The sequence below is a fragment of the Corynebacterium halotolerans YIM 70093 = DSM 44683 genome (assembly GCF_000341345.1).
GTDB classification, from domain to species: domain Bacteria; phylum Actinomycetota; class Actinomycetes; order Mycobacteriales; family Mycobacteriaceae; genus Corynebacterium; species Corynebacterium halotolerans.
Window position 1 is genome coordinate 2,764,271 of record NC_020302.1, and the last position, 23,134, is coordinate 2,787,404.

Annotated in this window: 20 protein-coding genes; 7 read left to right on the forward strand and 13 right to left on the reverse strand. The window is 68.1% G+C overall.

The window, feature by feature from the left end:
• The first annotated feature begins 3 nt into the window (after positions 1-3).
• Positions 4-195, forward strand: a complete 192-nt coding sequence (locus A605_RS12710) for a hypothetical protein (RefSeq protein WP_015401913.1) — start codon at positions 4-6, stop codon at positions 193-195.
• 31 nt (positions 196-226) lie between these two features.
• On the opposite strand, the gene A605_RS15120 is transcribed toward A605_RS12710, so the two are convergent.
• From A605_RS15120 to pta, 3 genes are all read right to left on the reverse strand, one after another.
• A complete protein-coding gene (locus tag A605_RS15120) occupies positions 227-1,036 on the reverse strand; it encodes a S41 family peptidase (protein ID WP_015401914.1) in 810 nt (269 codons plus the stop codon).
• Positions 1,037-1,473: 437 nt separating this feature from the next.
• Positions 1,474-2,688 carry an acetate kinase gene (locus A605_RS12720; RefSeq protein ID WP_015401915.1) on the reverse strand — a complete coding sequence of 405 codons (1,215 nt, stop codon included), beginning with the start codon at positions 2,686-2,688 and terminating at the stop codon, positions 1,474-1,476.
• Complete coding sequence (gene pta / locus A605_RS12725; RefSeq protein WP_015401916.1) at positions 2,688-4,067, reverse strand: phosphate acetyltransferase; 1,380 nt, start codon at positions 4,065-4,067, stop codon at positions 2,688-2,690. The genes A605_RS12720 and pta overlap by 1 nt, the downstream gene beginning before the upstream one ends.
• A gap of 529 nt (positions 4,068-4,596) precedes the next feature.
• On the opposite strand from pta, the gene A605_RS12730 reads away from it, so the two are divergent.
• The gene (locus A605_RS12730; protein WP_015401917.1) at positions 4,597-5,964 is read left to right on the forward strand and encodes an FAD-dependent oxidoreductase; all 1,368 of its coding nucleotides are present in this window, start codon (positions 4,597-4,599) and stop codon (positions 5,962-5,964) included.
• A gap of 135 nt (positions 5,965-6,099) precedes the next feature.
• The gene (locus A605_RS12735) at positions 6,100-6,600 is read left to right on the forward strand and encodes a GNAT family N-acetyltransferase (RefSeq protein ID WP_015401918.1); all 501 of its coding nucleotides are present in this window, start codon (positions 6,100-6,102) and stop codon (positions 6,598-6,600) included.
• A gap of 83 nt (positions 6,601-6,683) precedes the next feature.
• On the opposite strand, the gene purT is transcribed toward A605_RS12735, so the two are convergent.
• Both purT and A605_RS12745 read right to left on the reverse strand, forming a co-directional pair.
• Positions 6,684-7,907, reverse strand: coding sequence for a formate-dependent phosphoribosylglycinamide formyltransferase (purT, locus tag A605_RS12740; RefSeq protein WP_015401919.1), 1,224 nt, complete (start codon positions 7,905-7,907; stop codon positions 6,684-6,686).
• A gap of 155 nt (positions 7,908-8,062) precedes the next feature.
• Positions 8,063-9,352, reverse strand: a complete 1,290-nt coding sequence (locus A605_RS12745) for an adenylosuccinate synthase (protein WP_015401920.1) — start codon at positions 9,350-9,352, stop codon at positions 8,063-8,065.
• A 164-nt stretch (positions 9,353-9,516) separates the two neighbouring features.
• On the opposite strand from A605_RS12745, the gene A605_RS12750 reads away from it, so the two are divergent.
• Together A605_RS12750 and A605_RS12755 are read left to right on the forward strand one after the other, a co-directional pair.
• Positions 9,517-10,539, forward strand: a complete 1,023-nt coding sequence (locus tag A605_RS12750; RefSeq protein ID WP_015401921.1) for a diacylglycerol kinase family protein — start codon at positions 9,517-9,519, stop codon at positions 10,537-10,539.
• A 491-nt stretch (positions 10,540-11,030) separates the two neighbouring features.
• The gene (locus A605_RS12755; RefSeq protein ID WP_015401922.1) at positions 11,031-12,062 is read left to right on the forward strand and encodes a DUF2382 domain-containing protein; all 1,032 of its coding nucleotides are present in this window, start codon (positions 11,031-11,033) and stop codon (positions 12,060-12,062) included.
• Positions 12,063-12,147: 85 nt separating this feature from the next.
• On the opposite strand, the gene A605_RS12760 is transcribed toward A605_RS12755, so the two are convergent.
• The 7 genes from A605_RS12760 to A605_RS12790 form a co-directional block, all read right to left on the reverse strand.
• A complete protein-coding gene (locus tag A605_RS12760; protein ID WP_015401923.1) occupies positions 12,148-13,374 on the reverse strand; it encodes an FUSC family protein in 1,227 nt (408 codons plus the stop codon).
• A 112-nt stretch (positions 13,375-13,486) separates the two neighbouring features.
• Positions 13,487-14,521: a class II fructose-bisphosphate aldolase gene (fbaA, locus tag A605_RS12765; protein ID WP_015401924.1), complete on the reverse strand. Its 1,035-nt coding sequence runs from the start codon at positions 14,519-14,521 to the stop codon at positions 13,487-13,489.
• 213 nt (positions 14,522-14,734) lie between these two features.
• Positions 14,735-15,946, reverse strand: a complete 1,212-nt coding sequence (locus A605_RS12770; RefSeq protein WP_015401925.1) for a glycoside hydrolase family 76 protein — start codon at positions 15,944-15,946, stop codon at positions 14,735-14,737.
• A 52-nt stretch (positions 15,947-15,998) separates the two neighbouring features.
• The gene (locus A605_RS12775; protein WP_015401926.1) at positions 15,999-16,667 is read right to left on the reverse strand and encodes a TrmH family RNA methyltransferase; all 669 of its coding nucleotides are present in this window, start codon (positions 16,665-16,667) and stop codon (positions 15,999-16,001) included.
• Positions 16,648-17,211 (reverse strand): orotate phosphoribosyltransferase, encoded by a 564-nt coding sequence (gene pyrE, locus A605_RS12780; RefSeq protein ID WP_015401927.1) that lies wholly within the window; start codon positions 17,209-17,211, stop codon positions 16,648-16,650. Before pyrE ends, A605_RS12775 begins: the two co-directional genes overlap by 20 nt.
• Before the next feature lie 36 nt (positions 17,212-17,247).
• Positions 17,248-18,654 carry a type III secretion system chaperone family protein gene (locus A605_RS15535; RefSeq protein ID WP_015401928.1) on the reverse strand — a complete coding sequence of 469 codons (1,407 nt, stop codon included), beginning with the start codon at positions 18,652-18,654 and terminating at the stop codon, positions 17,248-17,250.
• Positions 18,655-18,711: 57 nt separating this feature from the next.
• Positions 18,712-19,542, reverse strand: a complete 831-nt coding sequence (locus A605_RS12790; RefSeq protein WP_027004395.1) for a sulfurtransferase — start codon at positions 19,540-19,542, stop codon at positions 18,712-18,714.
• Positions 19,543-20,170: 628 nt separating this feature from the next.
• On the opposite strand from A605_RS12790, the gene A605_RS15595 reads away from it, so the two are divergent.
• A complete protein-coding gene (locus A605_RS15595) occupies positions 20,171-20,980 on the forward strand; it encodes a hypothetical protein (protein WP_162175325.1) in 810 nt (269 codons plus the stop codon).
• A 337-nt stretch (positions 20,981-21,317) separates the two neighbouring features.
• Positions 21,318-22,724 carry an MFS transporter gene (locus A605_RS12800; protein ID WP_015401931.1) on the forward strand — a complete coding sequence of 469 codons (1,407 nt, stop codon included), beginning with the start codon at positions 21,318-21,320 and terminating at the stop codon, positions 22,722-22,724.
• A gap of 7 nt (positions 22,725-22,731) precedes the next feature.
• Here A605_RS12800 and A605_RS12805 read toward each other — a convergent pair whose 3' ends face one another.
• The gene (locus tag A605_RS12805) at positions 22,732-23,127 is read right to left on the reverse strand and encodes a DUF4265 domain-containing protein (RefSeq protein ID WP_015401932.1); all 396 of its coding nucleotides are present in this window, start codon (positions 23,125-23,127) and stop codon (positions 22,732-22,734) included.
• Between the last annotated feature and the right edge of the window lie 7 nt (positions 23,128-23,134).

Sequence of the window (23,134 nt, forward strand, 5' to 3'; positions counted from 1 at the left end):
CCCATGACGAATCATCACGATAAGCACGACCCGATGACGGGGCAGACTTTCAACGGAATGAGCGGCAGCCCGACCGCCGGCATGCCGGAGCCGCCCCCTCAACCCGGGGAAGGCGGCGACCGTCACCGGACGGTCGGCCTGTTGGGCTCGCTCCTCCTTCTCGTTGTCCTCCTCGTGCTAATCATCGTCGTCTAGCGCGGGCTCCGCTCCTCCGGTTCCCACGGTGTCAACGGCAGCCGTACTCGTAGGCCAACCACCCCGCGGCCGCGTCAGCCGCCTGCTCCGCACCGGTCACCTCATCGGGTACGACGGGCGTGTCGTTGAAGGTCACGCCCGTCCGGTCCCTCACCTCAGCGGTGGTGAGCATCACCTGGGCGCCATCCGGCATGTTGAAGGTGGTGTTCGCTGTGGCGTAGCCGGCGGTCGGCTCGCCGAAGCTGCGGGAATAATGCAGGCCACGGAAGGCCAGCATGGTCATCTCCCCGGAACTGCCGGTGCCGGCGTCGGCCAGCACAGCCACCGGCACATCGTATTTTCCGGCGCCGTCGACGCTGACCGCACTGCCGCCGCCCCGGGTCGCGTTGCCCTCGACCAGCACGGGCCGCTCGTTGTACCGGTCGATGAAGGTCAGCGCCGTCCCGTCGGAGATGAGACCGGACAGGCCCGCGAGCATCGGCCCCATGTCGCCGCCGCTGTTGCCGCGCAGGTCGACGATGACCCCGCAGGCCTCGTGCGCGACGGCGTCGTGGATCCCGTGCCCGAGCCGGTCGGCGTAGGCCTGGCCGTCGTGTTCGACAAAGTGGGCCGGGACGGTGGCGGTGGCGACGCCGCCGTCGACGGTCACCGTGGGTTGGGCGACCGGCTGTGCGAGCGCCTCCTCCATCTGCCCGGGTGTGACCAGGCCAGAGTGTTTTCCGCCTGCGGCGGTGAGCGCGGCGTCGAGTTCGTCGTGGATCTCGGAGATCCCGTCAGCCTGCCCGGCTGCCTCCTCCGCCTCCGCGCGGGCCCGGATGAACTCGTCTGAGGAGGCGCGCAACCCGCGGGAGGCCGCGGTGTCGAGGACCGCGGCGGCGTAGCGCTCGGGGGGTCGGCGGGAGGAGGAAAACCGGCCGTCCCAGCAATGCCGCTCCGTAGGTCGGGCCCCAGACGTAGACCGCCACCGCGACGACGAGCGCGAGGACCACGAGAGTACCGGTGCAGCCGAGCAGCATCTTCCGTCCCATGGGGGACCACGGTATGACCACCCGGCGATGCCCGCATCAGAGGGGTCAGGGACCGGGGTCAGGGCCACCCCCATAAGCCGCCGGCCAGAGCGGCGCCGGCCGCAGACGGTGGTGCCGAAACGAAGCGCCAGTCCCTGCGTCTGTCAGCCTCCGGTGCTGCTGTCCATCCGGCGCAGAACCCGGCCCTCTTCCCGGATTGCCGCGGTGCTCGGGAAACGGGGCCGGACCAGTTGTGACAACCCCGGGGCAGCTAGCTCACGCTGGTCTGCATCCGGGCCGCGAGTTGCGTGGCCTTCTGCGCGATGGCCAGCTCCTCGTTGGTGGGAACGACGAAGACCTTGATCCGGGAGTTGTCCGTGGAGATCTCCCGCGGGCCGTCGTTGGGCAGGCCGTTGCGCCCGGGGTCGATCTCGATGCCGTACATGTCCAGGCCGGCCAGGGCGTCCTCGCGGACGAAGGAGGCATTCTCGCCGACGCCGGCGGTGAAGGTGATGGCGTCGACACGGCCGAGGGAGATCATGTAGGAGCCGATGAAACGGCGCAGCTGGTGGATGTAGATGTTGTAGGCCGACCAGGCGTCGGTGTCCCCGTCCTCGATCATCTCGCGCAGGGCACGGAAGTCGTTGACGCCGGACAGGCCCTTCACACCGGACTGCCGGTTGAGCAGGTTGTCGATCGAGTCGATGCTCAGGCCCTGGCGGTAGAGGTGGAAAATGATGCCCGGGTCGATGTCGCCGCAGCGGGTGCCCATGACCAGGCCGGCGAGCGGGGTCAGCCCCATGGAGGTGTCGATCGCGTGCCCGCCGCGGATCGCGGAGGCGGACGCGCCGTTGCCCAGGTGCAGGGTGATCTGGTTGACCTCGTCGGCCGACTTGCCCAGCAGGTCCGGCACCTGTTGGGAGACGAACTCGTGGGAGGTGCCGTGGAAGCCGTAGCGGCGCAGGCCGTGCTCGGCGGCGGTTTCGGCGTTGATGGCGTAGAGGGCGGCGGCCGGCGGCATGTCGTGGAAGAAGCCGGTGTCGAAGACGGCCACGTGGGGGATGTCCGGCAGGATCTGGCGGGCGACCTCGATGCCGTCGATATTGGCCGGGTTGTGCAGCGGGGCCAGCGGGATGAGATCGCGGATCATCTCCACGACCTGGTCGCTGATCAGCTCCGGGGCGGAGAAGACCTTGCCGCCGTGGACGACGCGGTGGCCGACGGCGGTGATCTCGACGTCGCTCGGCCCGACACCATGCTCGGCCATCAACGCGAACGCCATCTCCAGACCCGCGGAGTGATCCGGGATCGGGACCTCGGAGGTGATCTTCTCCCCTCTGACCGTGAGGGCGATGGCGCCGGTTGCCTCACCGATGCGCTCGACGAGGCCGGAGACCAGCGGTTCGTCGTTGGCGCCCGCATTCGGGTCCAGCAGCTGGAACTTGATGGATGAGGAACCGGAGTTCAGGACGAGTGCGTAGGTCATTACTGCTTTCCTCCAGCCTGGATGGCGGTGATGGCGACGGTGTTGACGATGTCGGGGACCGTGGCGCCGCGGGAGAGATCGTTGACGGGCTTGTTCAGGCCCTGCAGGATCGGGCCGACAGCGAGGGCGGAACCCGTTCGCTGGGCCGTCTTGTAGCCGATGTTGCCGGCCTCGAGATCGGGGAAGACGAAGACGTTGGCGTGGCCGGCGACGTCGGAATCGGGCATCTTCTTGCGCGCCACACCGGGGTCGACGGCGGCGTCGAACTGCAGCGGTCCGTCGACGCAGAGATCCGGGTTGATGCGCCGGGCGTGTCCGAGGGCCTCGACGGCGCGGTCGACGTCCGCTCCGGTGCCGGAGGCGCCGGTGGAGTAGGACAGGATGGCCACGCGCGGGTCGATGCCGAACTGGGAGGCCGTCTTCGCGGAGACCACCGCGATCTCGCCGAGCTGCTCGGCGCTCGGGTTCGGGTTGACGGCGCAGTCCCCGAAGGCCCACAGCCGACCGCGCAGCACCATCAGGAAAATCGAGGAGACCACGGAGGCGTCCGGGGTGGTCTTGATGATCTGGAAGGACGGCTTGATGGTGTGGGCGGTGGTGTGCGCCGCGCCGGAGACCATGCCGTCGGCCAGGCCCTTGTGCACCATCATCGTGCCGAAATAGGAGATGTCCTTCATCGTCTCGCGTGCCTCCTCAAGGGGCACGCCCTTCTTCTTGCGCAGCTCGACGAAGTCCTCGGCGAACTCCTCGGCCAGCGGGGAAGTGTGGTGGTTGACGATGTCGGCGTCGGAGAGATCCACGCCGAGCTCGTCGGCGCGGTTCTTGATCTCGGCCGGATCCCCCAGGATGGTCAGCTCGACGACGTTGCGGGCGAGCAGCTGGTGGGCCGCGAGCAGGATACGGTCGTCCTCACCCTCCGGCAGGACGATGTGCGCGCAGTTCTTCTTCGCCCGCTCGAGCAGCCAGTTCTCGAAGACCGGGGCGGACATGACCGGGGCGACCTCGGCGACGTGCAGTGCCTCCTGGATCTTGACGACGTCGCGCAGCCCGTCCTCGGTGACTGCGGCGGCGACAACGGCCTCGAGCTCCTTGGCGTGGCGCTCGGCGAGCTGGATGTGCCGGCCCGGACGGTCGGTCAACAGCAGGATCGGCAGGCCGAGGGCGGCGGCCACCTCGGCGTCGAAATGCAGGTTGCCGGTGCCGACGATCAGGGCAGGCCCATCGTCGAGGAGCCCCGCCCCGACGATCGAGCCGACGTGCGGATCGAGCTTCTTGAGGCGCTTGACGCTCAGTCCGAGTGCCGCGGCGAGGCCGTCGATGTCGACGCCGTCAAAGTTACGGTTGACGACGGCGAGCAGAGCTGATCGGGGATCAGACATGCGTAACCTTTCTGTCGCTGAGCGGTCCGGATGCCGTCGGATCTCCCGTGCATCCGCGCCGCCACTGTGGGATCCCCCGCAATCCTAATGGAATGTAGCCCCCGCCACAGTCGGGGAAAGGAAAATTATCAACCTTAACACCACATAACCGGACACTTCACCCACCCTTGCCCCTCCGGGACCAGATCATCCCCCATCAACTCCGTCATTTTCGGCTGCCATTAGCGCAGCTCAAAGCAGATTTTTGCGATGATGCCAGCAGCCCGGCACAGACCTGCCCCCACGCTACCGCCGCGCCCGACTCCTGCCGACCGCGCAACAAAAAACATCTCCGGGCGACTGCGAATGTCGGTGAATCTTCCGTTGATTCCCGGCTCCGTACCCGTCGGCCCCACCCCCGAAGCCACCCCCACGCGTGTTGCGGTAGGGCCGATCCCCGGCCGCAGGTCGGCGGATTCCTCCCCGTGCGCGAGGCCGGTAAGATGGAGGGAGAAAATTTACCCCCACCCCGTGAAGGATGTCGCATATAATGTCGCGCCCCCTGCGTGTCGCCGTCGTCGGTGCCGGTCCCGCCGGCATCTATGCCTCGGATCTGCTCGTCAAGTCCGGTGAGGACGTGAAGATCGACCTCTTCGAGCGGATGCCGGCGCCGTTCGGCCTGATCCGCTACGGCGTGGCCCCGGATCACCCGCGCATCAAGGGAATCGTCCGTTCGCTCCACAACGTGCTGGACAAGCCGGAGATTCGCCTGCTGGGCAACATCGAGATCGGCACGGACATCTCCGTCGACGAGCTGCGTGAGTTCTACGACGCCATCGTCTTCTCCACGGGCGCGACCGGCGACCGCGAGCTGCGGATCGCGGGCTCGGAGCTGGAGGGTTCCTACGGTGCCGGCCAGTTCGTGGGCTTCTACGACGGCAACCCGGACTTCTCCCGCGACTGGGATCTGTCGGCCGAGAAGGTCGCCGTGATCGGCGTGGGCAACGTCGCCCTCGACATCGCGCGCATCCTGGCCAAGACCGCCGACGAGCTCAAGGTCACCGAGATCCCGGACAACGTCTACGAGAACCTCGCCGGCAATCGCGCGAAGGAGGTCCACATCTTCGGCCGCCGCGGTCCCGCGCAGGCGAAGTTCACCCCGATGGAGCTCAAGGAGCTCGACCACTCGGAGAGCATCGAGGTCATCGTCGACCCCGAGGACATCGACTACGACGCCGCCTCCGAGCAGGCCCGCCGCGACTCCAAGTCGCAGGACCTGGTGTGCCAGACCCTCGAGGGCTACGCCATCCGCGATCCGAAGGACGCCCCGCACAAGCTGTTCATCCACTTCTTCGAGTCCCCGGTGGAGATCCTCGGTGAGGACGGCAAGGTCGTCGGCCTGAAGACCGAGCGCACCGAGCTCGACGGCGAGGGTGGTGTCCAGGGCACGGGCAAGTTCACCACCTGGGACGTCCAGGCCGTCTACCGCGCCGTCGGCTACCGCTCCGAGGCCGTCGAGGGTGTGCCCTTCGACGCCGAGCGCGCCGTCATCCCCAACGACGGCGGCCGTGTCCTCGACCCGGAGACCGATTCCCCGGTACCCGGCCTGTACGCCACCGGCTGGATCAAGCGCGGCCCCGTCGGCCTGATCGGCAACACCAAGTCCGACGCCAAGGACACCACCGGCATGCTGCTCGACGACTGGAAGGCCGGGTCGCTGGCCGCCCCGGCCAAGCCGGAGGAGAACGCCGTCGTCGAATTCCTCGAGTCCCGCGGCATCGCCGTGACCACCTGGGAGGGCTGGTACCGTCTCGACGCCGCCGAGCGTGAGGCCGGCGAGGCCGAGGGCCGCGAGCGCAAGAAGATCGTCGAGTGGGACGAAATGGTCCAGCACTCGGGACCCGAGTACGAGATCTGATTTCCCGCTAGAATCAGGGCCGTGTCCGGGCATTCGTCCGGGTGCGGCCCTGTTGTGTCTCCCGGTCCCCTGACCCAGGGATTCACCTTCAACCGATTCGTCCACCGGAAAGGTCCAGGTGTAGATTCTTTCGCCATGACCACCTTCTACGCCGTCAGCCACCTCGCGGAGATGTCCCCGCTTGAGGTCCACCGACTCTACAAGCTGCGCGTCGATGTCTTCGTCAACGAGCAGCAGACCCCCTACGTCGAGATCGACGACGTCGACGCGCTCGACTCCACCTTCCACATGCTCGCCTGGAGCAACGACAGCGGCAACCGCGAGCTGGTGGGCACCGCCCGCCTCTTCCCCGCCGAGTGGGAGGGCACGCCCGTCATGCAGCTCGGGCGCGTGTGCGTCGTCCCGTCCCGCCGCAACACGGGCCTGGCCCCGGAGCTCATCCGCCAGACCCTGCGCCTGTCCTTCGAGCAGGAGCCCGGCCGGGACGTCGTCCTCACCGCCCAGGAGCCGCTCATCGGTTACTACCGTGAATTCGGTTTCGAGCCCACCGGTGAGCTCGTCGACGACGAGGGCATCCCCCACCAGCCGATGCGGCTGGCGGCCGCCAAGCTCGCCGAGCTGATCACCCGGAAGTAGCATCACCGCCGGTATGGAACGGGCCCGGGAGAACACGCGTTCTCCCGGGCCGCATGCGTTGCAGGCGCTTGTCGACGCCCGTCTCAGTCGGCGTCGGACTCCCCGTCGTTGACCGTGACCGCCGCGGCCGCCTCCCGGGCCTGCGCGCGGGCGGTCTCCACGTCCTCGGCGGTGGCGAGCACCAGACCCAGGCGGCGACGCGGGTAGGCGCCCTGTTTGCCGAAGATCCGGACGTCGACCTCGGGAACCGCCAGCGCCTCGGCGATGCCGGAGTAGCTGACCGTCTCGGATTCCCGGGAGGAGTGCAGGAGCACGCAGGCCCCCGGGGAGGTCAGGGTCATGTCGACGGGCATCCCGAGCACCGCCCGCACGTGCAGGTCGAACTCGGAGAAACGCTGGGAGGACAGGGTGACCATGCCGGTCTCGTGCGGGCGCGGGGACACCGAGGAGAAGTAGACGTCCTCACCGGCGACGAACATCTCCACCCCGAACAGCCCCCGCCCGCCCAGGGCGTTGGTGATGCGCGCGGCCATGGAGCGGGCGTTCTCGAGGGCGCGGGGGTTGACCTCCATGGGCTGCCAGGACTCGACGAGGTCGCCGTCGCGGTGCAGGTGCCCGATAGGTTCAGAGAACCACGTGGCCATCCTGCCGGTCGCCGGATCGATGGAGCGCGCCGCGAGCAGGGAGAGCTCATAGTCGAAGTTCACGAAGCGCTCGACCATCACGTCGGCGTCTGCGTACGGGCCGCGGTGGGAGTTCTCCCAGGCCGGCTCGACGTCCCCCTCCGAGCGCACGACGCTGTGACTGCGTCCCGAGGCGCTGACGGTGGACTTCACGATGCACGGGAAACCCATCTCGGCCACGGCCGCGCGGTATTCCTCGACGGTGGAGGCGAGGCGGTAGGCGGTGGTGGGCAGGCCCAGCTCCTCGCTGGCCATCCGCCGGATCTTCTCGCGGCCGACGGTCAGGGAACAGGCCTTCGCCGACGGCACGACACACGAGGTGCCCGCCTCCTCGATCTCGGCGAGAGCGTCGGCGGCGACCCGATCAACCTCCGAGACGACGTAGTCCGGGCGGACCCGGTCCACCAGCGACAGGACCGCGGCCCCGTCGGAGACGTCCACGAGGTGGGGGACGTGCGCGACCTGCTGGGCCGGGGCACCCTCGTAGCGGTCGGCGGCATGGACCTCCACCCCGAGGCGCTGGAACGAGATCGCCAGCTCCTTGCCCAGCTCCCCGGCGCCCAGCAACAGCACCTTCGTGGCGTTCGGGGTCAGCGGGGTGCCGATCTGGTCTGGGATGTCCATGCGTGCAAAAACTCCTTCGCGGCCGGGGTGTCTGGATTATCCCACAGAGCCCCGGAACCCCGTGAAACCGCGCCACCCGCGCCCCGGGGGCCCGTGCGAACGGGCGTCGGCGCGCGGGCGGAGTCAAACAGTGGCGGGTGGTCTCAGGTGCTGCCTCAGTTCTCCAGGACGTCGTGGCGCACGATCGTCTGGTCGCGGCCCGGGCCGACACCGATGTAGGAGAAGCGGGCCCCGGACAACTCCTCCAGGCGCAGCACGTAGTCCCGGGCCCTTGCGGGAAGCTCCTCGAAGGTGGTGCAGCCGGTGATGTCCTCGTCCCAGGCGGGCATGGTCTCGAAGATGGGCTGGGCGTGGTGGAACTGGGACTGGGTCAGCGGCATCTCATCGAAGCGCTCGCCGTCGACGTCGTAGGCCACGCAGATCGGGATCTCGCCGATGCCGGTGAGCACGTCCAGCTTGGTCAGGAAGTAGTCGGTGAAGCCGTTGACGCGGGTGGCGTAACGGGCGATGACCGAGTCGTACCAGCCGCAGCGGCGCTTACGGCCGGTGTTCACGCCGACCTCACCGCCGACCTCCTGCAGGTACTCACCCCACTTGTCGAACAGCTCCGTCGGGAAGGGACCAGCGCCGACACGGGTGGTGTAGGCCTTGATGATGCCCAGGCTGCTGGTCACCCGGGTCGGTCCGATGCCGGCGCCGACGCAGGCACCGCCGGCGGTCGGGTTCGAGGAGGTGACGAACGGGTAGGTGCCGTGGTCGACATCGAGCATGGTGGCCTGGCCACCCTCCATGAGGACGTGCTTGCCCTCGTCGAGGGCCTGGTTGAGCACGCGCTCCGCGTCGATGACCATCGGGCGCAGGCGGTCGGCGTAACCGAGGAAGTAGTCGACGATCTCCTGCGGGTCGATGGCCCGGCGGTTGTACATCTTGATCAGCATCTGGTTCTTCACATCCAGCGCCGACTCGATCTTCTGCCGCAGGATGGACTCGTCGAAGATGTCCTGGACACGCAGCCCCACGCGGCCGACCTTGTCGGCGTAGGTGGGGCCGATGCCGCGGCCGGTGGTGCCGATGGCGCGCTTGCCCAGGAAGCGCTCCTGCACCCGATCGAGCACCTGGTGGTACGGGGCGACCAGGTGGGCGTTGGCGGAGATCCTCAGGCGCGAGGCGTCCGCGCCACGGGCCTCCAGGCCGTCGATCTCCTCGAACAGGGCCTCGAGGTTGACCACGACGCCGTTACCGAGGATGGGGACGGCGTTTTCGGAGAGCACACCGGCGGGCAGGAGCTTGAGCTCGTACTTCTCCCCACCGACGACCACGGTGTGCCCGGCGTTGTTGCCGCCGTTGGGCTTGACCACGTAGTCGACCCGGCCGCCCAGGATGTCGGTGGCCTTGCCCTTGCCCTCGTCGCCCCACTGGGCGCCGACGATCACGATTGCAGCCATTGGTTACGTCACTTCCGATCACTCATCGAGTACAGGTGGGTCCGGCGAAGACACTATCCGCCGTGCCGGACACACAGACGTGTGCATAGTCTACTACCGACTCCGCCCACCAACCCCAATACCGCCCTCTGAATGCCCTCGGCCGCGGCGTAGAATCACCCCTCATGCGACTGCTCATCCTGCGTTGTGGAAACGCCCTGCCCGAGGTCACCCCCGATGAGGTGGACACGCTCCTGCACAGGGCGGGTACCGACGCCCGCGTGGAGATCCACGAGCTCAGCGAGGTCCCCGCACGGAGCGAGCTGCGCTTCCTCGACGAAGCGGCGAAGGAGATCCTGCCCGAGGATCCGACCCCCTCGCTGGGCGAGATCGCCGCCCGGCCCGACGTGGAGCACCTCGCCACCCCGCAGTCGGCGCCACAGGCCCCGTACCTGACCGAGCGGCTGCGGGTGGTCGTGCTGGGCACCGACGCCGCTCTGTCCGCGGTACTCACCCGCATGATGCGCGCCGACCACCTGTGGGCGGAGGTCGGTTTCGTTCCGGCCGCCGGCACCACCGCCGGCCGCGGCTGGGGGCTGCCGGGAGCACCGTCGCAGGCCGTGGAGCTCGCGGTGACGGGGCGGGTCCGTCCGGTACCGGTCATCCGCACCGATGCCGGGGTTGCCGTGGCGGGATCCGCGACAATTTCCCAGTGGGACGGCACGGAGCTGACCGGTGAGATCATCGTCGACGACCACGTCCTGGTACGCCACGAGGGAAATCCGGCGGTGCGCTTCCACGGCGTGTTCGGCGCCCGACTGGTGCCGATGACCGACGCCCCGGGGATTGCCGCCGTGCGCGCGGTCTCCCCGATCGAGACCGTCCCGGCCCCCGGCGACAGCGAGGGCATCCACGCCCCCTCGGCCGGCGGGCCGGGTCTGCGTGGACGCATCGGCCTGTCCATCGCCAATTCCTTCTCCCCGGAGATAACCCAGCAACTCTCGGAACGACCGCTGACCGGCTGGTTCCTGCAGCGGACCCCGACCATCCGGGGGCGCCTCGACGCCGATTCGCTGGCCACCGGCCGCGCCATCCAGGCCGGTGGCCCGGAGCTGGCTGTGACGGTGGACGGCGTGCGCCACAAGCGCCCACTGGAACGGGTGACGTTCTACCGGCATCTGCGCGATCTGCAGATCGTGCGCCCCTGAGGAAGGGTTCCGCCGCGCGGGGACGACCTCATAGCGACGGGCGAACCCCGGGAAGCGCATTTTGTGATAAAGATCACAGGCTGGAAATCTTGACCGTTCCGCAATCTCAAAGTCGCTGGTAAGTGACCCTCCGGTCACTTCCCGAGTCTCCCGATCCCTTTTCCGCCGTGCCGGATCGCTCCAGTGCAGCCCGCAATTACCCCGATGTGGTGCATTTTCCTCGCTCCGATTTGCATCTCGGGCGCGGATAAAAGCACAAACAAAACCATTGTAACGGCAGTCTCTGTGTCTTCCCCGCCAGATACCTTGGCGTGGCTCCCAGCTGGCGGTGACCCATGAAATCGGACCCGAGCCGTCCCTACGGTCGGAAGTGCAACGGCGCACAGCAGAAAAGTTAACCCCCGGTGCAGCGACCGCGTCATTGCAATATACGGCCCGGGGGAAGGGAAGCAATTACGACAGCACGTACTGACTGAGAGAGGACACACGACATGGTCAACAGGAACGTCCGCGATCTGACTACCGCCACCGCCTACGACAAGGACGGCGAGAAGCTGGGCTCGGTCAAGGAGGTCTACATCAACGACGCCAGTGGCCAGCCCGATTTCGTCGAGGTGGGCCACGGTCTGTTCGGCATGGGCTCCAGCCTGGTGCCGCTGCGCGGCCACCGCCTGGACGGGGAGAACCTCAACCTGGCCTTCTCCAAGGAGCGCATCAAGGACGCGCCGAACATTGACGCCGACGCCCACCTGAGCGCAGAGGAGCAGGACACGATCTACCGCCATTACGGCCTTGAGGGCGCGGAGAACGTCGAGTCCTACGAGCCCGACCGCGGCCCCGGTTACGAGCGTCGTGAGCGCGACCAGGAGCGTGAGACTCTCAGTGATCCCCTCGCCACCCGCGGTACCGACGCTGATCCCTACGCAGAGGCGAACACCACCCACGACGTCCCCGGCGGCATGGCCGCAGGTGCCGGCGTGGCGGGCACAGGCGCCGCAGCCGGCCTCACCGGTGACCGCGACGAGGAGCGGGTCGACCGCGACCGCGTGGGCGGCGAGGGCGATGAGATCGTCCGCTCTGAGGAGCACCTCCAGGTGGACAAGGACCGGGTGAACACCGGTCAGGCCCGCCTGCGCAAGTACGTCGTCCACGACACCGAGACCGTCGAGGTCCCCGTGGAGCGCGAGGAGGTCCACGTCGAGCGCACCCCGGTCGACGCGGATGACGCCCGCGCCCGCACCGGCGGCGAGCTCACCGAGGACGAGGCCTCCGTGACCCTGCACGAGGAGCGGGTGAACGTCTCCAAGGAGGCCCAGCCCGTGGAGAAGGTCCGCCTGGAGAAGGACACCGTCCGCGACACCGAGCAGGTCACCGAGGACGTGGCCAAGGAGCGGATTGAGGCCGAGGGCGTCGGCGGCACCGACCGCGACCGCACCGGGGGCGCTGGCGCCGCCAACGCCGATGAGACCGACCCCCGCTTCGACCCGCGTGACGTCGGCCCGAACGACCCCCGCAACCGTTAAACGCTGATCCGGGGTCAGCTGAACAAAGCTCCTGCCCGGCCACCCCGGCCGGACAGGAGCTTTCTGCATGGTCGCCGTCCCCGCGTCAGCGACGTCCCCGGTCCTCGTCCCCGCCCTCGTTGCGGTTGTCGTCCTCGTCCGCGAGTTCCTTCCACACCTCCGGCGGGTAGGCCGGGTGCCGGGAGGTCGGGGCCAGCATGGCCAGGGAGGACTCCCGGGACATGCCGCACACCTGCAGCAGATCCGAGACGATGGAGCGCGACTGCGCCAGGACGACGTACTCGGAGAGCACCGCCTCGTCATTGACCACGCCCATGTCCGCCCGGGCCCCCATGACACGCAGGCGGCGGACCAGCTCGGGAATCTCGGTGGCCTCATTGACCTCCCCGTGGGACTCGTAGAGATCCGACAGGGAGGCGGTGATGTCGGCGAGTTCGTCGATGATGTTGATCTGCCGCTGACTGACCTGATCACCGTCCTCACAGAGCACGAGCGCACGCCGGGCGAGCACGCGGACGTTGCGGATCGCGTTGTCCACCGGCTGCAGAATGCGCTCCAGGGAACGGACCCGACGCCGCCAGCCCCACAGCAGCGGGGAGAGCGTCGAGGTCTCGCGGCCGGTCTTCGCCGCGGCGAGCATGGTGTTGATGTCGTTCTGGGAGTTGCGTACGGCGGTCAGCGCCTCGTCGAGGGCGCGCGCGTCCCCCTTCTCCAGGGCGGTCGCGACGTCGTCGAGCACCGAGGAGGCGATGCCGAGCACCTTCGAGACCTCCTGCCGCGCCTGCCCCAGGGGGGAGGTCGGTATCAGCGCGATCGTCAGCAGTCCGATGACCGAGCCGATGATGGCGTCGAACATGCGCTCCGGTCCACCACCGGCGGTCCCCGGCGGCATGATCGTGGCGATGAGGATCGAGCCGATGGCCACCTGATTGGTGACCAGCTGCGATTTCGACAAAAAGGACGCCAGGAACAGCGACACCCCGACGGCCACCGCGATCTGCCACGCCCCCGGCCCCAGCAGCGGGAAGAGGAGGTCACCGACGCCGACGCCAACGGAACAGCCCACCGACAGCTCGACGGCGCGCCGGATGCGCTCCCCGCCGGAGAGGCTGAGGATGATCACGACCGCGATGGGTGCGAAGAACGGGACCGGGTGCCCGAAGACGTCCTGGGCGACCCAGTAGGCCACACCCGCGGCGACGGCCGCCTGCAGGATCGGCCCAATCCGCTTGCGGACCCGGCGGGCCCGCGACTGCATGGACCCCTCGACGACCTTGAGCCGCTCCAGGGTGCCGATTCTCAGCTTGGCCATGCCCCATACTCTAGCGGTGCCCCCGGACACCGCCGTGGAAACGACGGCGCCCCGGCCCCCGCATCAGGGTGCGGCGGCCGGGGCGTCGGAAAGCGGAGGTTACCTCACAGGGTTACTTCGCGGTGGACTTGCCGACGGAGTGCAGGTCCTTGCAGGCCTCGATGACGCGCTCGGACATGGACTGCTCGGCCTTCTTCAGGTAGGAGCGCGGGTCGTAGGCCTTCTTGTTGCCGACCTCGCCGTCGATCTTCAGTACGCCGTCGTAGTTCTCGAACATGTGGGAGGCGATGGGACGGGTGAAGGCGTACTGGGTGTCGGTGTCGACGTTCATCTTGATGACACCGTGGCGCAGGGCCTCCTCGATCTTCTCCTTCTCGGAGCCGGAGCCGCCGTGGAAGACGAAGTCGAAGGGCAGGGCGTCGTCGCCCAGGCCCAGCTTCTGGCGGGCGACCTGCTGGCCCTCCAGCAGGATCTCCGGACGCAGCCTCACGTTGCCCGGCTTGTACACGCCGTGGACGTTGCCGAAGGTGGCGGCCAGCAGGTAGCGGCCCTTGTCACCGGTGCCGATGGCGTCGATGGTCTTCTCGAAGTCCTCGGGGGTGGTGTAGAGGTTGGCGCCGGCCTTCGCCTGGACACCGTCCTCCTCGCCGCCGACGACGCCGATCTCGATCTCGAGGATGATCTGGGCCTTGCGGGCCTTCTCCAGCAGTTCCTGGGCGATCTCGAGGTTCTCGTCGATCGGGACCGCGGAACCATCCCACATGTGGGACTGGAACAGCGGGTTCTCGCCGCGGTCCACACGCTCCTGGGAGATGGCGATCAGCGGCCGCACGAACTCATCGAGCACCTCCTTCTGGCAGTGATCCGTGTGGAGGGCGATGTTGACGTTGTAGTGCTTGGCCACCTCGTGGGCGAAGGAGGCCAGGGCCACGGCGCCGGCGACCTTGTTCTTCACACCCAGGCCGGAACCGAATTCCGCACCACCGGTGGAGAACTGGATGATGCCGTCGGACTCGGCCTCAGCGAATCCCTTGATCGCGGCGTTGATCGTCTCGGACGAGGTGCAGTTGATCGCGGGGTAGGCGAAGCCGCCCTCCTTCGCACGATCCAGCATCTCGTTGTAGACATCGGGAGTTGCGATGGGCATGTGGTTGATCCTCCAGATTGGCGGTTGTCGAAAAATCGCTTCACCGGCTCTTTTACGGCTTCACCGCGGCCGGTGCCATCCCCCAGTATGCCTGTGTTCGCAGGCCCACGCTCGCGGTATGACCAATCAACCACCATTCGGGTGGGGTTCCCCGGGGTGGATGCGGGGGTCCGTCAGGGATCACCCGCGAATCGGGACGTTGAACGCCGACCCCTATTCCCGTCCGTCCCGGCGTTCCGTCTCCGACTCGCCGGCCACGCGCGCCGCAGCCTCGAGCAGCATCCACCCCGAGAGCTGGACGGACAGGTCACGTTCGGCGATGCGGACCATCCCGATCGCCTCCGGCAGCGTGGACGGGCCCAGGCTGTAGTTGTGGGGCAGCCGGGCGTCCGCGGTCCAGTCGGTGGCGAAGACCGGCAGGCCGTCGACCTCCAGGCGGTGATTCCACACCGATTCCGCGGAGGCGGTGACCAGGCGGGCGGCGATCTTCCTGGTCGCGCGGTTGGCCGGGCTGTCCGTGGGCAGGCGCACCGCGACATCGGCCAGGTAGCGGGCGAGGATGCCCTTGAACAGCCCGCCGTCGCCCTCACCGGTCTCCCAGTCGATCACGCCGGCAGGGGTGGCCATGTACGAGGCGATCGACTGCACGATGCTGCGGACGTGGATGAGGTAGGGCATGGAGTCGTCGGCGCGCACCGCGTCGTCATAGCCCTCGATTTTCTCGTCGTGCCCGAAACCGGCGCGTTCACGCAGCTTGAGCGCGATCTCCAGGCAGGCGCCCAGCACCACACCCTGGCAGTAGGGGTGGATGTCGCGCACCAGCTCCGGGCCGTGCATGCGCATCCGCAGCCCGTCCATGACCAGGCCGTCGTCGTCGATGAGGTGGTCGAAGATCCAGTCGACGATCGAGACCGCCTGGTCGAGACGTCCCGTGCGCGCCATCATGATCGCGGACGGTCCGTTGCTGGGCACGTTGTAGAACGTCTCCCCCTTCCGCCACGGCAGCACCCCGGTCAACCCGTCGATGCCGGCCATGATGTCCTGCTCCAGCGGGTCCAGCACCTTCGGCCGCCGGATCTTGCTCAGCCGGCCCGCGCGCGCGAGCGCCAGCGTCAACCAGGCCTTGTCGTCGTAGTACAGGTTGGAGGTCAGCTTCCCGAGGTTGCGCAGCCGGATGCCCCGGATGGTCTCCCGGATGCGGTCGCGGCGGCCCTGGGTGGTGCGGCGCCGGGCGGCGTCGATGAGGCAGTCGAGGTAGTGCGCCTGCCACCAGTAGTGCCAGTGGAAGAAGAGCTTCTCCTTCGTGGTCGGCGGCCAGCTGACGACCGCCAGATTGGTGCGCGGTATGCCCCACACCCGGCTGGCGTGGCGGTCGTTGATCGCGGCCTCCGCGAGGTCCGCACGATGGGCCCATTTCTCTAGCACAGTGGTTCCGTCGCTCCTGATGGTCGGGTTGTTACCCCATCGTAATTAAAACTCACCAGGAACGGCCAAGATCCGCGTGCTGTCTCACCCACGTGTGCATGGCGATGCCGGCCGCCACCCCCGCGTTGATGGAACGCGTCGATCCGAACTGGGCGATTGAGCAGGTCATCAGGGACCCCTCGGCGGCCTCGGGGCTGATACCGGGGCCCTCCTGACCGAACAGCAGAAGGCACTCGCGCGGCAGCTCGACGGTCTCCAGTGGCACGGCGCCGGGGGTGTTGTCGATGGACACGACCGTGAGATCGTTGCGGAGCGCCCACACCAGCAGCGAGTGCACGTCCGGGTGGTGCATGAGGTGCTGGTAGCGGTCGGTGACCATCGCCCCGCGGCGGTTCCAGCGTCGACGGCCGACGATGTGCACGGTATCGACGGCGAAGGCGTTGGCGGTGCGCACCACGGTGCCGATATTGGCGTCGTTCTCGAAGTTCTCGATGGCGATGTGCAACGGGTGCCGACGGGTGTCGATGTCCGCGACGATCGCCTCGCGGCTCCAGTACCGGTACGCATCGACGACGTTGCGGCGGTCGCCCTCGGCGAGCAGCTCGGCGTCGTAACGCGGATCGGCGGGCAGCGGCTGACCGGGGTACCGCTGTTCCCAGGGGCCGACGCCGTGGCGGCCCTCACCCCACTCAGTGGGGCCCTTAGTCGAGTCCGAGCTCATCGAGTCCGAGCAGGTAGCGGTACTCCAGGCCCTCGGCGCGAATGACCTCGTCGGCACCGGTGGCACGGTCGACGACCGTGGCGACGCCGACGACCTCGGCGCCGGCCTCGCGCAGCGCGGTGACGGCGGTGAGCGGGGAATTGCCGGTGGTGGTGGTGTCCTCCACGACCAGCACCTTCCGGCCCACGATGTCCGGCCCCTCGATGCGGCGCTGCATGCCGTGCTTCTTGGCCTCCTTGCGCACGACGAATGCGTCGATCCCGCGGCCTTCGGCGTGCATGACGGAGGTGGCCACCGGGTCCGCGCCCAGGGTCAGGCCGCCGACGGCGACGAAGTCCCAGTCGGCGGTCAGCTGGCGCAGCAGGGTGCCGATGAGCCGGGAGGCGCGGTGGTGCAGGGTGGCCCGCCGCAGATCGACGTAGTAGTCGGCCTCCTTGCCCGAGGACAGGGTGACGCGGCCGTGGACCACGGCGAGCTCCTTGACCAGCTCGGCGAGTTCGGCGAGCTGGGTGGCATCGATTTCGGGGGCATCGGTGCGGCTCATGAGGACTCCTTGGTCGTGACTTGGTTCGGATCCAGACTAGCGGTCGCCGTCGTCGTCGAAGATGGACGGCCCCCTGCTCAGGTCCCGGGGCATGCGGGTGCCGCGGAACTGTCCGAACGGGTCGGTCTCCGCGCCGTCGGCGATGGCCTCGACCTCGTCGGCGCCGATCGCACGCGGTTCGACCACGCCGCGGGTCTCCGCGCGGACGCGGGTGGGCATCTCCAGGGGTTCCTCCGGGCGGACGACCAGCGGCCGGGCCAGCGGCTCAACCTCCTCGGGGTGCTCGCGGTCCACGGGCACCGGTTCCCCGGGCGGCGCCATCCGGCGGGTCGGGTCGAGGTCCTCCACGTGCAGGATCTGCGCGGCGGAGGGCCGCGGGGGCAGGACGCGGGCGGCGTCGGCCAGCAGCGCCAGCGGGGCCAGCATCGCCTCCCAGTCGCCGGAGTGGGATCCCTTGTCCGTCTGGGCCAGCACCCAGTCCGACTCCATCCACACGGCGGTGACCACCTCGGGCAACGCCGACAGCGCGGTCGTCACCCGCTTGTCGATGAGCCGCTCGGCGGGGCCGGACTCGGTGGCGAAGATGTGGAAGTCCCCGATCGTACGCACCACGATGAGGTCGTCCGAGGGCTGGTGGTCCTCGAAGGATTCGCGACGGAAATCCACCACCACACCCGAGGCCCCGCCCCGGCGCACCGCCATGACGTTGACCCCGCCGAGGTCCATGAGCACCATCTCGTGGCCGAAGGCCTCGCCGCGGACGATGTCCCGGGCGGCGGCGCCACTGGCCGCGGCACCACGTGCCCACTCGTCGTTGAGGTACTCATCGGAACGGAGGAAGTCGAAGCCCTTCTCCGTGGCCCACGCACGACGCTCGCGACGCAGGGAGCCCGGCAGCAGCCCCGAGGCCCGGTGCGACTTCGCGGACCTGGCCGGACGCTGGGACTCTTCCTCCTCGTCCGGTTCATCGTCGGGGCCGGGTGCAGATTCCGATGTCGGTTCGGGCTCCGGTTCCGGGTCGGGTGCGGGTGCGGGTGCCAGCTTCGGCTCCGGAACGGATTCGGGTTCCGGTGCAGGTTCGGGGCCGGGATCCGGCTCGGGCCGCGGGACAGATTTCGTTTCCGGCCCCGGTTCAGGAGGCTCCGGGCCCGGCTCGAACTCCTGCGACACGGCGGTCTTCGGGTTCTCCTCCGCCGTCTCCTCGACCTCGACGTCGAGAGGCTCGTCATTGTCCGAGGGAGCAACCTCCTCCGGCTCGGGTTCCGGGCCCGAGTCCGACTCCTGTCCAGCCGACTGCGGCTGTGGGGCCGCGGCCGTCGACTGGTCGGAACGCTTGTTCTGCGTCGGCTGGGCGCGCCGGCTGCGCTGCCGGGCATCAAAATACCACAGCAGGGCGGCCGCCAGGACGGCGAGCGCGGCGAGGACGAATGCGAGAGTGGCCATCAGAGTAGACATTAGTGCGCCACCACGCACTTTTCGCGGTGTGGGTGCAGCTGGTTTCTACTCGCCGCGCTCGACGGGGTTGGTACGGTCCGCGCTCCACTGCGACCAGCCGCCGATGTAGTGCGCAGCACCGGACAGCCCGACCTGCTCCATCGCGAGAAGCAACAGGGCCGAGTGATTGCCGGAGCCGGAGTAGACGATGACGTTCTCCCCGGAGGTCACGCCAGCCCGCTCGAAGCGTTCCCGGATCTCGTCCCGGCTGCGGAGCGTGTTGTCGTCGTGGCACAGGTCGCGCACGGGCACGTTGACCGCGCCGGGGATGTGGCCGGCTTTCAGATCGAGGACCTCGCGGTGGCCGGCGAAACGACGGGCCTCGCGGGCGTCGAGAAGCAGTCCGTCGTGGGCGCGGACGTCGTCGATGGTGGCCACAGGCAGCTGACCGGCGGAGACCTTCGCGTCGCCCGGCGCGGTGATGTTGCCGGGGCCACCGACGACCGGGTATCCCTCGTGTTCCCAGGAGGGTAGGCCACCGTCGAGGACGGTGACGTTCTCGAGCCCCGCCCACCGGAGGACCCACCAGGCGCGGGCGGCGTACAGTCCCCGCCCCTCGTCGTAGACGACGACCCGACTGCCCTGGTCGAGGCCCCACTTCCCGAACCACCGCTGCAGGTGCCCGGGATCCGGCAACGGGTTGCGGCCGGCGTGCGAGCCCGGGACACCCGCGAGAGCCGTCGACGGGTCGCAGAACAGGGCGGTGGGGATGTGCTCGGACTCGAACATCCGGTACCCGGCCCCCTCCCCCGGGGCCCAGTGGGAGGCGAGAAGAGTGATCTTCTTGCCGTGGTAGACGGCTTCTCGGAGGTCGGTGGCGGACACGAGGTTATTCATGGCCGCGATTTTAGGCGCCCCCAACAACTCGCGCAGAAATGGCGATTCCGCTGGGAGGCAGGCGGTGAGGACACTATTTAGCTTGTGCCGGTGACAAATTGAGCGCGTTGAAACATGACCAACTTCACCGAAGACGCGGACGCAGCCGCCCCGGAAACCCGAAACCGGCCCCACCGGGAACACCGTTCCACTGAACCCCTCGGCCAGCCGCCGCACCCACCTTCCCGACAAATTGGGCAGGTTAAAACATGACCAACTTCACCGAAAACGCCGACCAAACCACAGAAACCCGTGGATCCTACCGTCCCGTAGGCCTGGGACGAAGTCCGTCCGGGACAGCCTGTGGACAACTCGCCGAACTCCACAGAAAAGACGCAGGGGCCGGAGTCTGCCCTGGATGAACCGGCCTTGTCAACTACCTTTCACTGCAGAAGATGGCGGGCAATGATGTAGTGAGGGGGAACAGGTGCCGGGGGATCTTCTTCAGGCCGGGTCGACTGACCTGAGGCAACTCATCAAGAATCAGCACGGGATGATCTGTCCGAGGGACCAGACTCATCTGACAGATATCGGAACCAGATTGCGGTCCCTGTTGAAGAAAGGCGTCCTGACCAGGCTTGAACGTGGCGTGTACATCCCGTCCATCTCCCTGGCGGGGATCGAGGACTGGGAGCACTACCGGTACCGGAGCCTGGCGTTGGGGCATCATCACGGAAAGATCCTCGGCGGGCTGTCCGCCGCTGCGGTCCACGGGCTCTGGCTGGTTGACTCGGCGCCATCGGAACTGGAGTTTTATCGTCCGCACGGCGACCGGGTGGGGCGGGGTCTCGGCTACCGTCAGCTGCACGGGCGGCTCCCTCCACAGCACGTCAGCGAGATCGCCGGTATCCGCGTGACGAGTATTGCCCGAACCATCGTTGATCTGGGACGATACCACGGCTTCAGCGCCGCGTTCGTCGCCCTGAGCGCGGCCCTGGCCCACAACAAGTGCAACCGGAGCGACGTCCTCCGCATCACCGAGAAACTGAATCTCCACGGGACGAAGGAGCTTCCCCGGATTCTCGAACGGGCGGCCGGGAATCTGGATTCCGCGCTGGAGGCGATCTTCCATGCGCAGGTCGTCTATTACGGGGACTTCGATGTCATCCCGCAACTGCGGGTGGTGGTTGACGGCCGTACCTACTTCCTGGATTTCGCGGTGAAAGGGACCCATGAATCCGTCGAGTGTGACGGGATGGAGAAATACGGGCAGTCCCCGGCCGAACAGAAAAACAAACTCCGCAAGCAGAAACGCCGCGCCGACGACCTGACGCGGACGGGGATCACCAGCAACCACTTCACCTACCGGGAGGTCGTCACGGGGCACGCCTACCGCACGATGCTCCGGCGACTCGGTCTGCCCGACCGTCCGAACCTGCCCGCCATCTACCTGCCCTAGATCCAGCCCAGCTCCCGGGCGCGAGATGGATCGAGGCGGCGATGACCTCGGCCTCCCGCTCGTCAGCGGTGACTCCCCCGCCGCGATCGTCAGCGCGGCCAGATCGGGGTCCAGGAAGCGCCGGCCCGGGTGCACCGTCCGGATCGCGGTGGCGAACGCCCCGGCGGACAGTGCCCACTTGAGCCCGGGGTGGTCGGCGACCAACCACGCGGAACCGTCCTGCGGTCGGTACCGCAACCCTCTTCCCGGACCGGTCCTATTTCAGGTATTTTTCAATTATTCCGCTTCCGGCGCGCCGGGCGGGGCGTCGACAAGCATCTCTTCCCAGGAGCCCGCCGTGACCAACTTCCACCACGTCCTGGCCAACACCCTGATCGCCAATGTGACCACCAGTTATCTGTGGTTCGCGCTGACGTTCTGGGTGTACCTGGAAACCCGTAATGTGGCGCTCGCCGGCGTGCTCAACGGCACCTACGTGCTGTTGATCGCCGTCGGTTCGATCTTCTTCGGCTCGGTGGTCGACCACAACCGCAAGAAGAACGTGATGATGTTCGCCGCCGTGGCCACCTTCATCGCGTTCACCCTGGCCGCGGGTGTGTGGGCCGGCTGGGTGGATCCCGACGACGTCAGCGCCGACGACACCGCCCTCTGGCTCTTCGCCGGGCTCATCCTCCTCGGCGCCGTGGTCGAGCACATGCGCAATATCGCCCTGTCCACCACGGTCACGCTCATGGTCCCCGAGGACGGCCGTGACAGGGCCAATGGGCTGGTGGGCGCGGTGCAGGGCGTCGCGTTCTTCGTCACCTCCATCCTGTCGGGGGTGTCCATCGGGTTCCTCGGCATGGGGCCGACGATGTGGATCGCACTCGGCCTGACCGTGGTGGCACTGGTGCACCTCATCCCGGTGACAATCCCCGAGGAGCGCATCATCACCGCCGCGGAGGCGCAGGCGGCCGCGACGGAGGGGTCCGAGACGGAGGCCGGTGGCGTGGTGCCCGCCGCCCCACCCACCACGGACGTCGTCAGCAGGGGGCTGGATCTGAAGGGCTCGCTGGCGGTGATCATGTCGGTGCCCGGACTGCTGGCGCTCATCCTGTTCACCTCCTTCAACAACCTCATCGGCGGGGTGTACACCGCGTTGATGGACCCCTACGGCCTCGAGCTGTTCAGCCCGCAGGTGTGGGGTGTGGTGCTCGGGGTGACGAGCCTGGGGTTCATCGCCGGTGGCGCGCTGATCGCCAAGACGGGGCTGGGCCGCAACCCGGTGCGCACCCTCCTGCTGGTCAACGTAGGGGTGGCGGTGCTCGGTATGGTCTTCGGGCTGCGCGAGTGGTGGTGGCTCTACGCCGGCGGCATCCTCGCGTTCATGCTGACCATCCCAGCGGCCGAGGCGGCGGAGCAGACCATCCTGCAGCGGGTGGTGCCGTTCCGGCAGCAGGGGCGCGTCTTCGGCCTGGCCATGGCGGTGGAGATGGCCGCCAACCCGCTGTCCACCTTCGTCGTGGCGATCCTCGCCGAGGCCTACATCATCCCGTGGATGGCCTCCGACGCCGGACGGGCGGCCTTCGGCTGGCTGCTCGGTGAGGGATCGACCCGCGGCATGGCACTGATGTTCCTCATCTCCGGGGCGATCATGCTGGTCGTGGTGCTGCTGGCGTTCCTGTCACGGCCCTACCGGAGGCTGTCGGAGTACTACGCGGGGACGAGCCAGGACATCGCCGGCGCGGCGGGGGCCGCGGAGTGAACGATCCCTATTTCTCCGCCACCTGCGCCACACCCTGGTCCGCCAGACCGCCGAGCCACGCCCGGATCCCCTCTCCCGGAGCGTCGGGCGCGACGCTGACGGCGAAGAGACCGGGCAGGGACTCCGCCACGGGACAGCCCAGCGCGACCAGGTGGGCGCGTACCGACGCCGCGAAGGGGGCGTCGACAAGCACGCGCAGGGTGGTGTTGCCGCCGGGGACGACGACGCGGTCGATATGGGGACGACCGTCGACGGTGACACAGGCGACGATGTCGCCGAGCGCGATGCCCTCGGCGACCACCGGCACGGAGCGGATGATGAAGTGGCCGCCGCCGAGGGCGTCGGCGGCGATCTCCTCGGAGTCGACGCCCGGAGCCTCGACGGGGGCGATGAGGGTGATCATGTCCGCC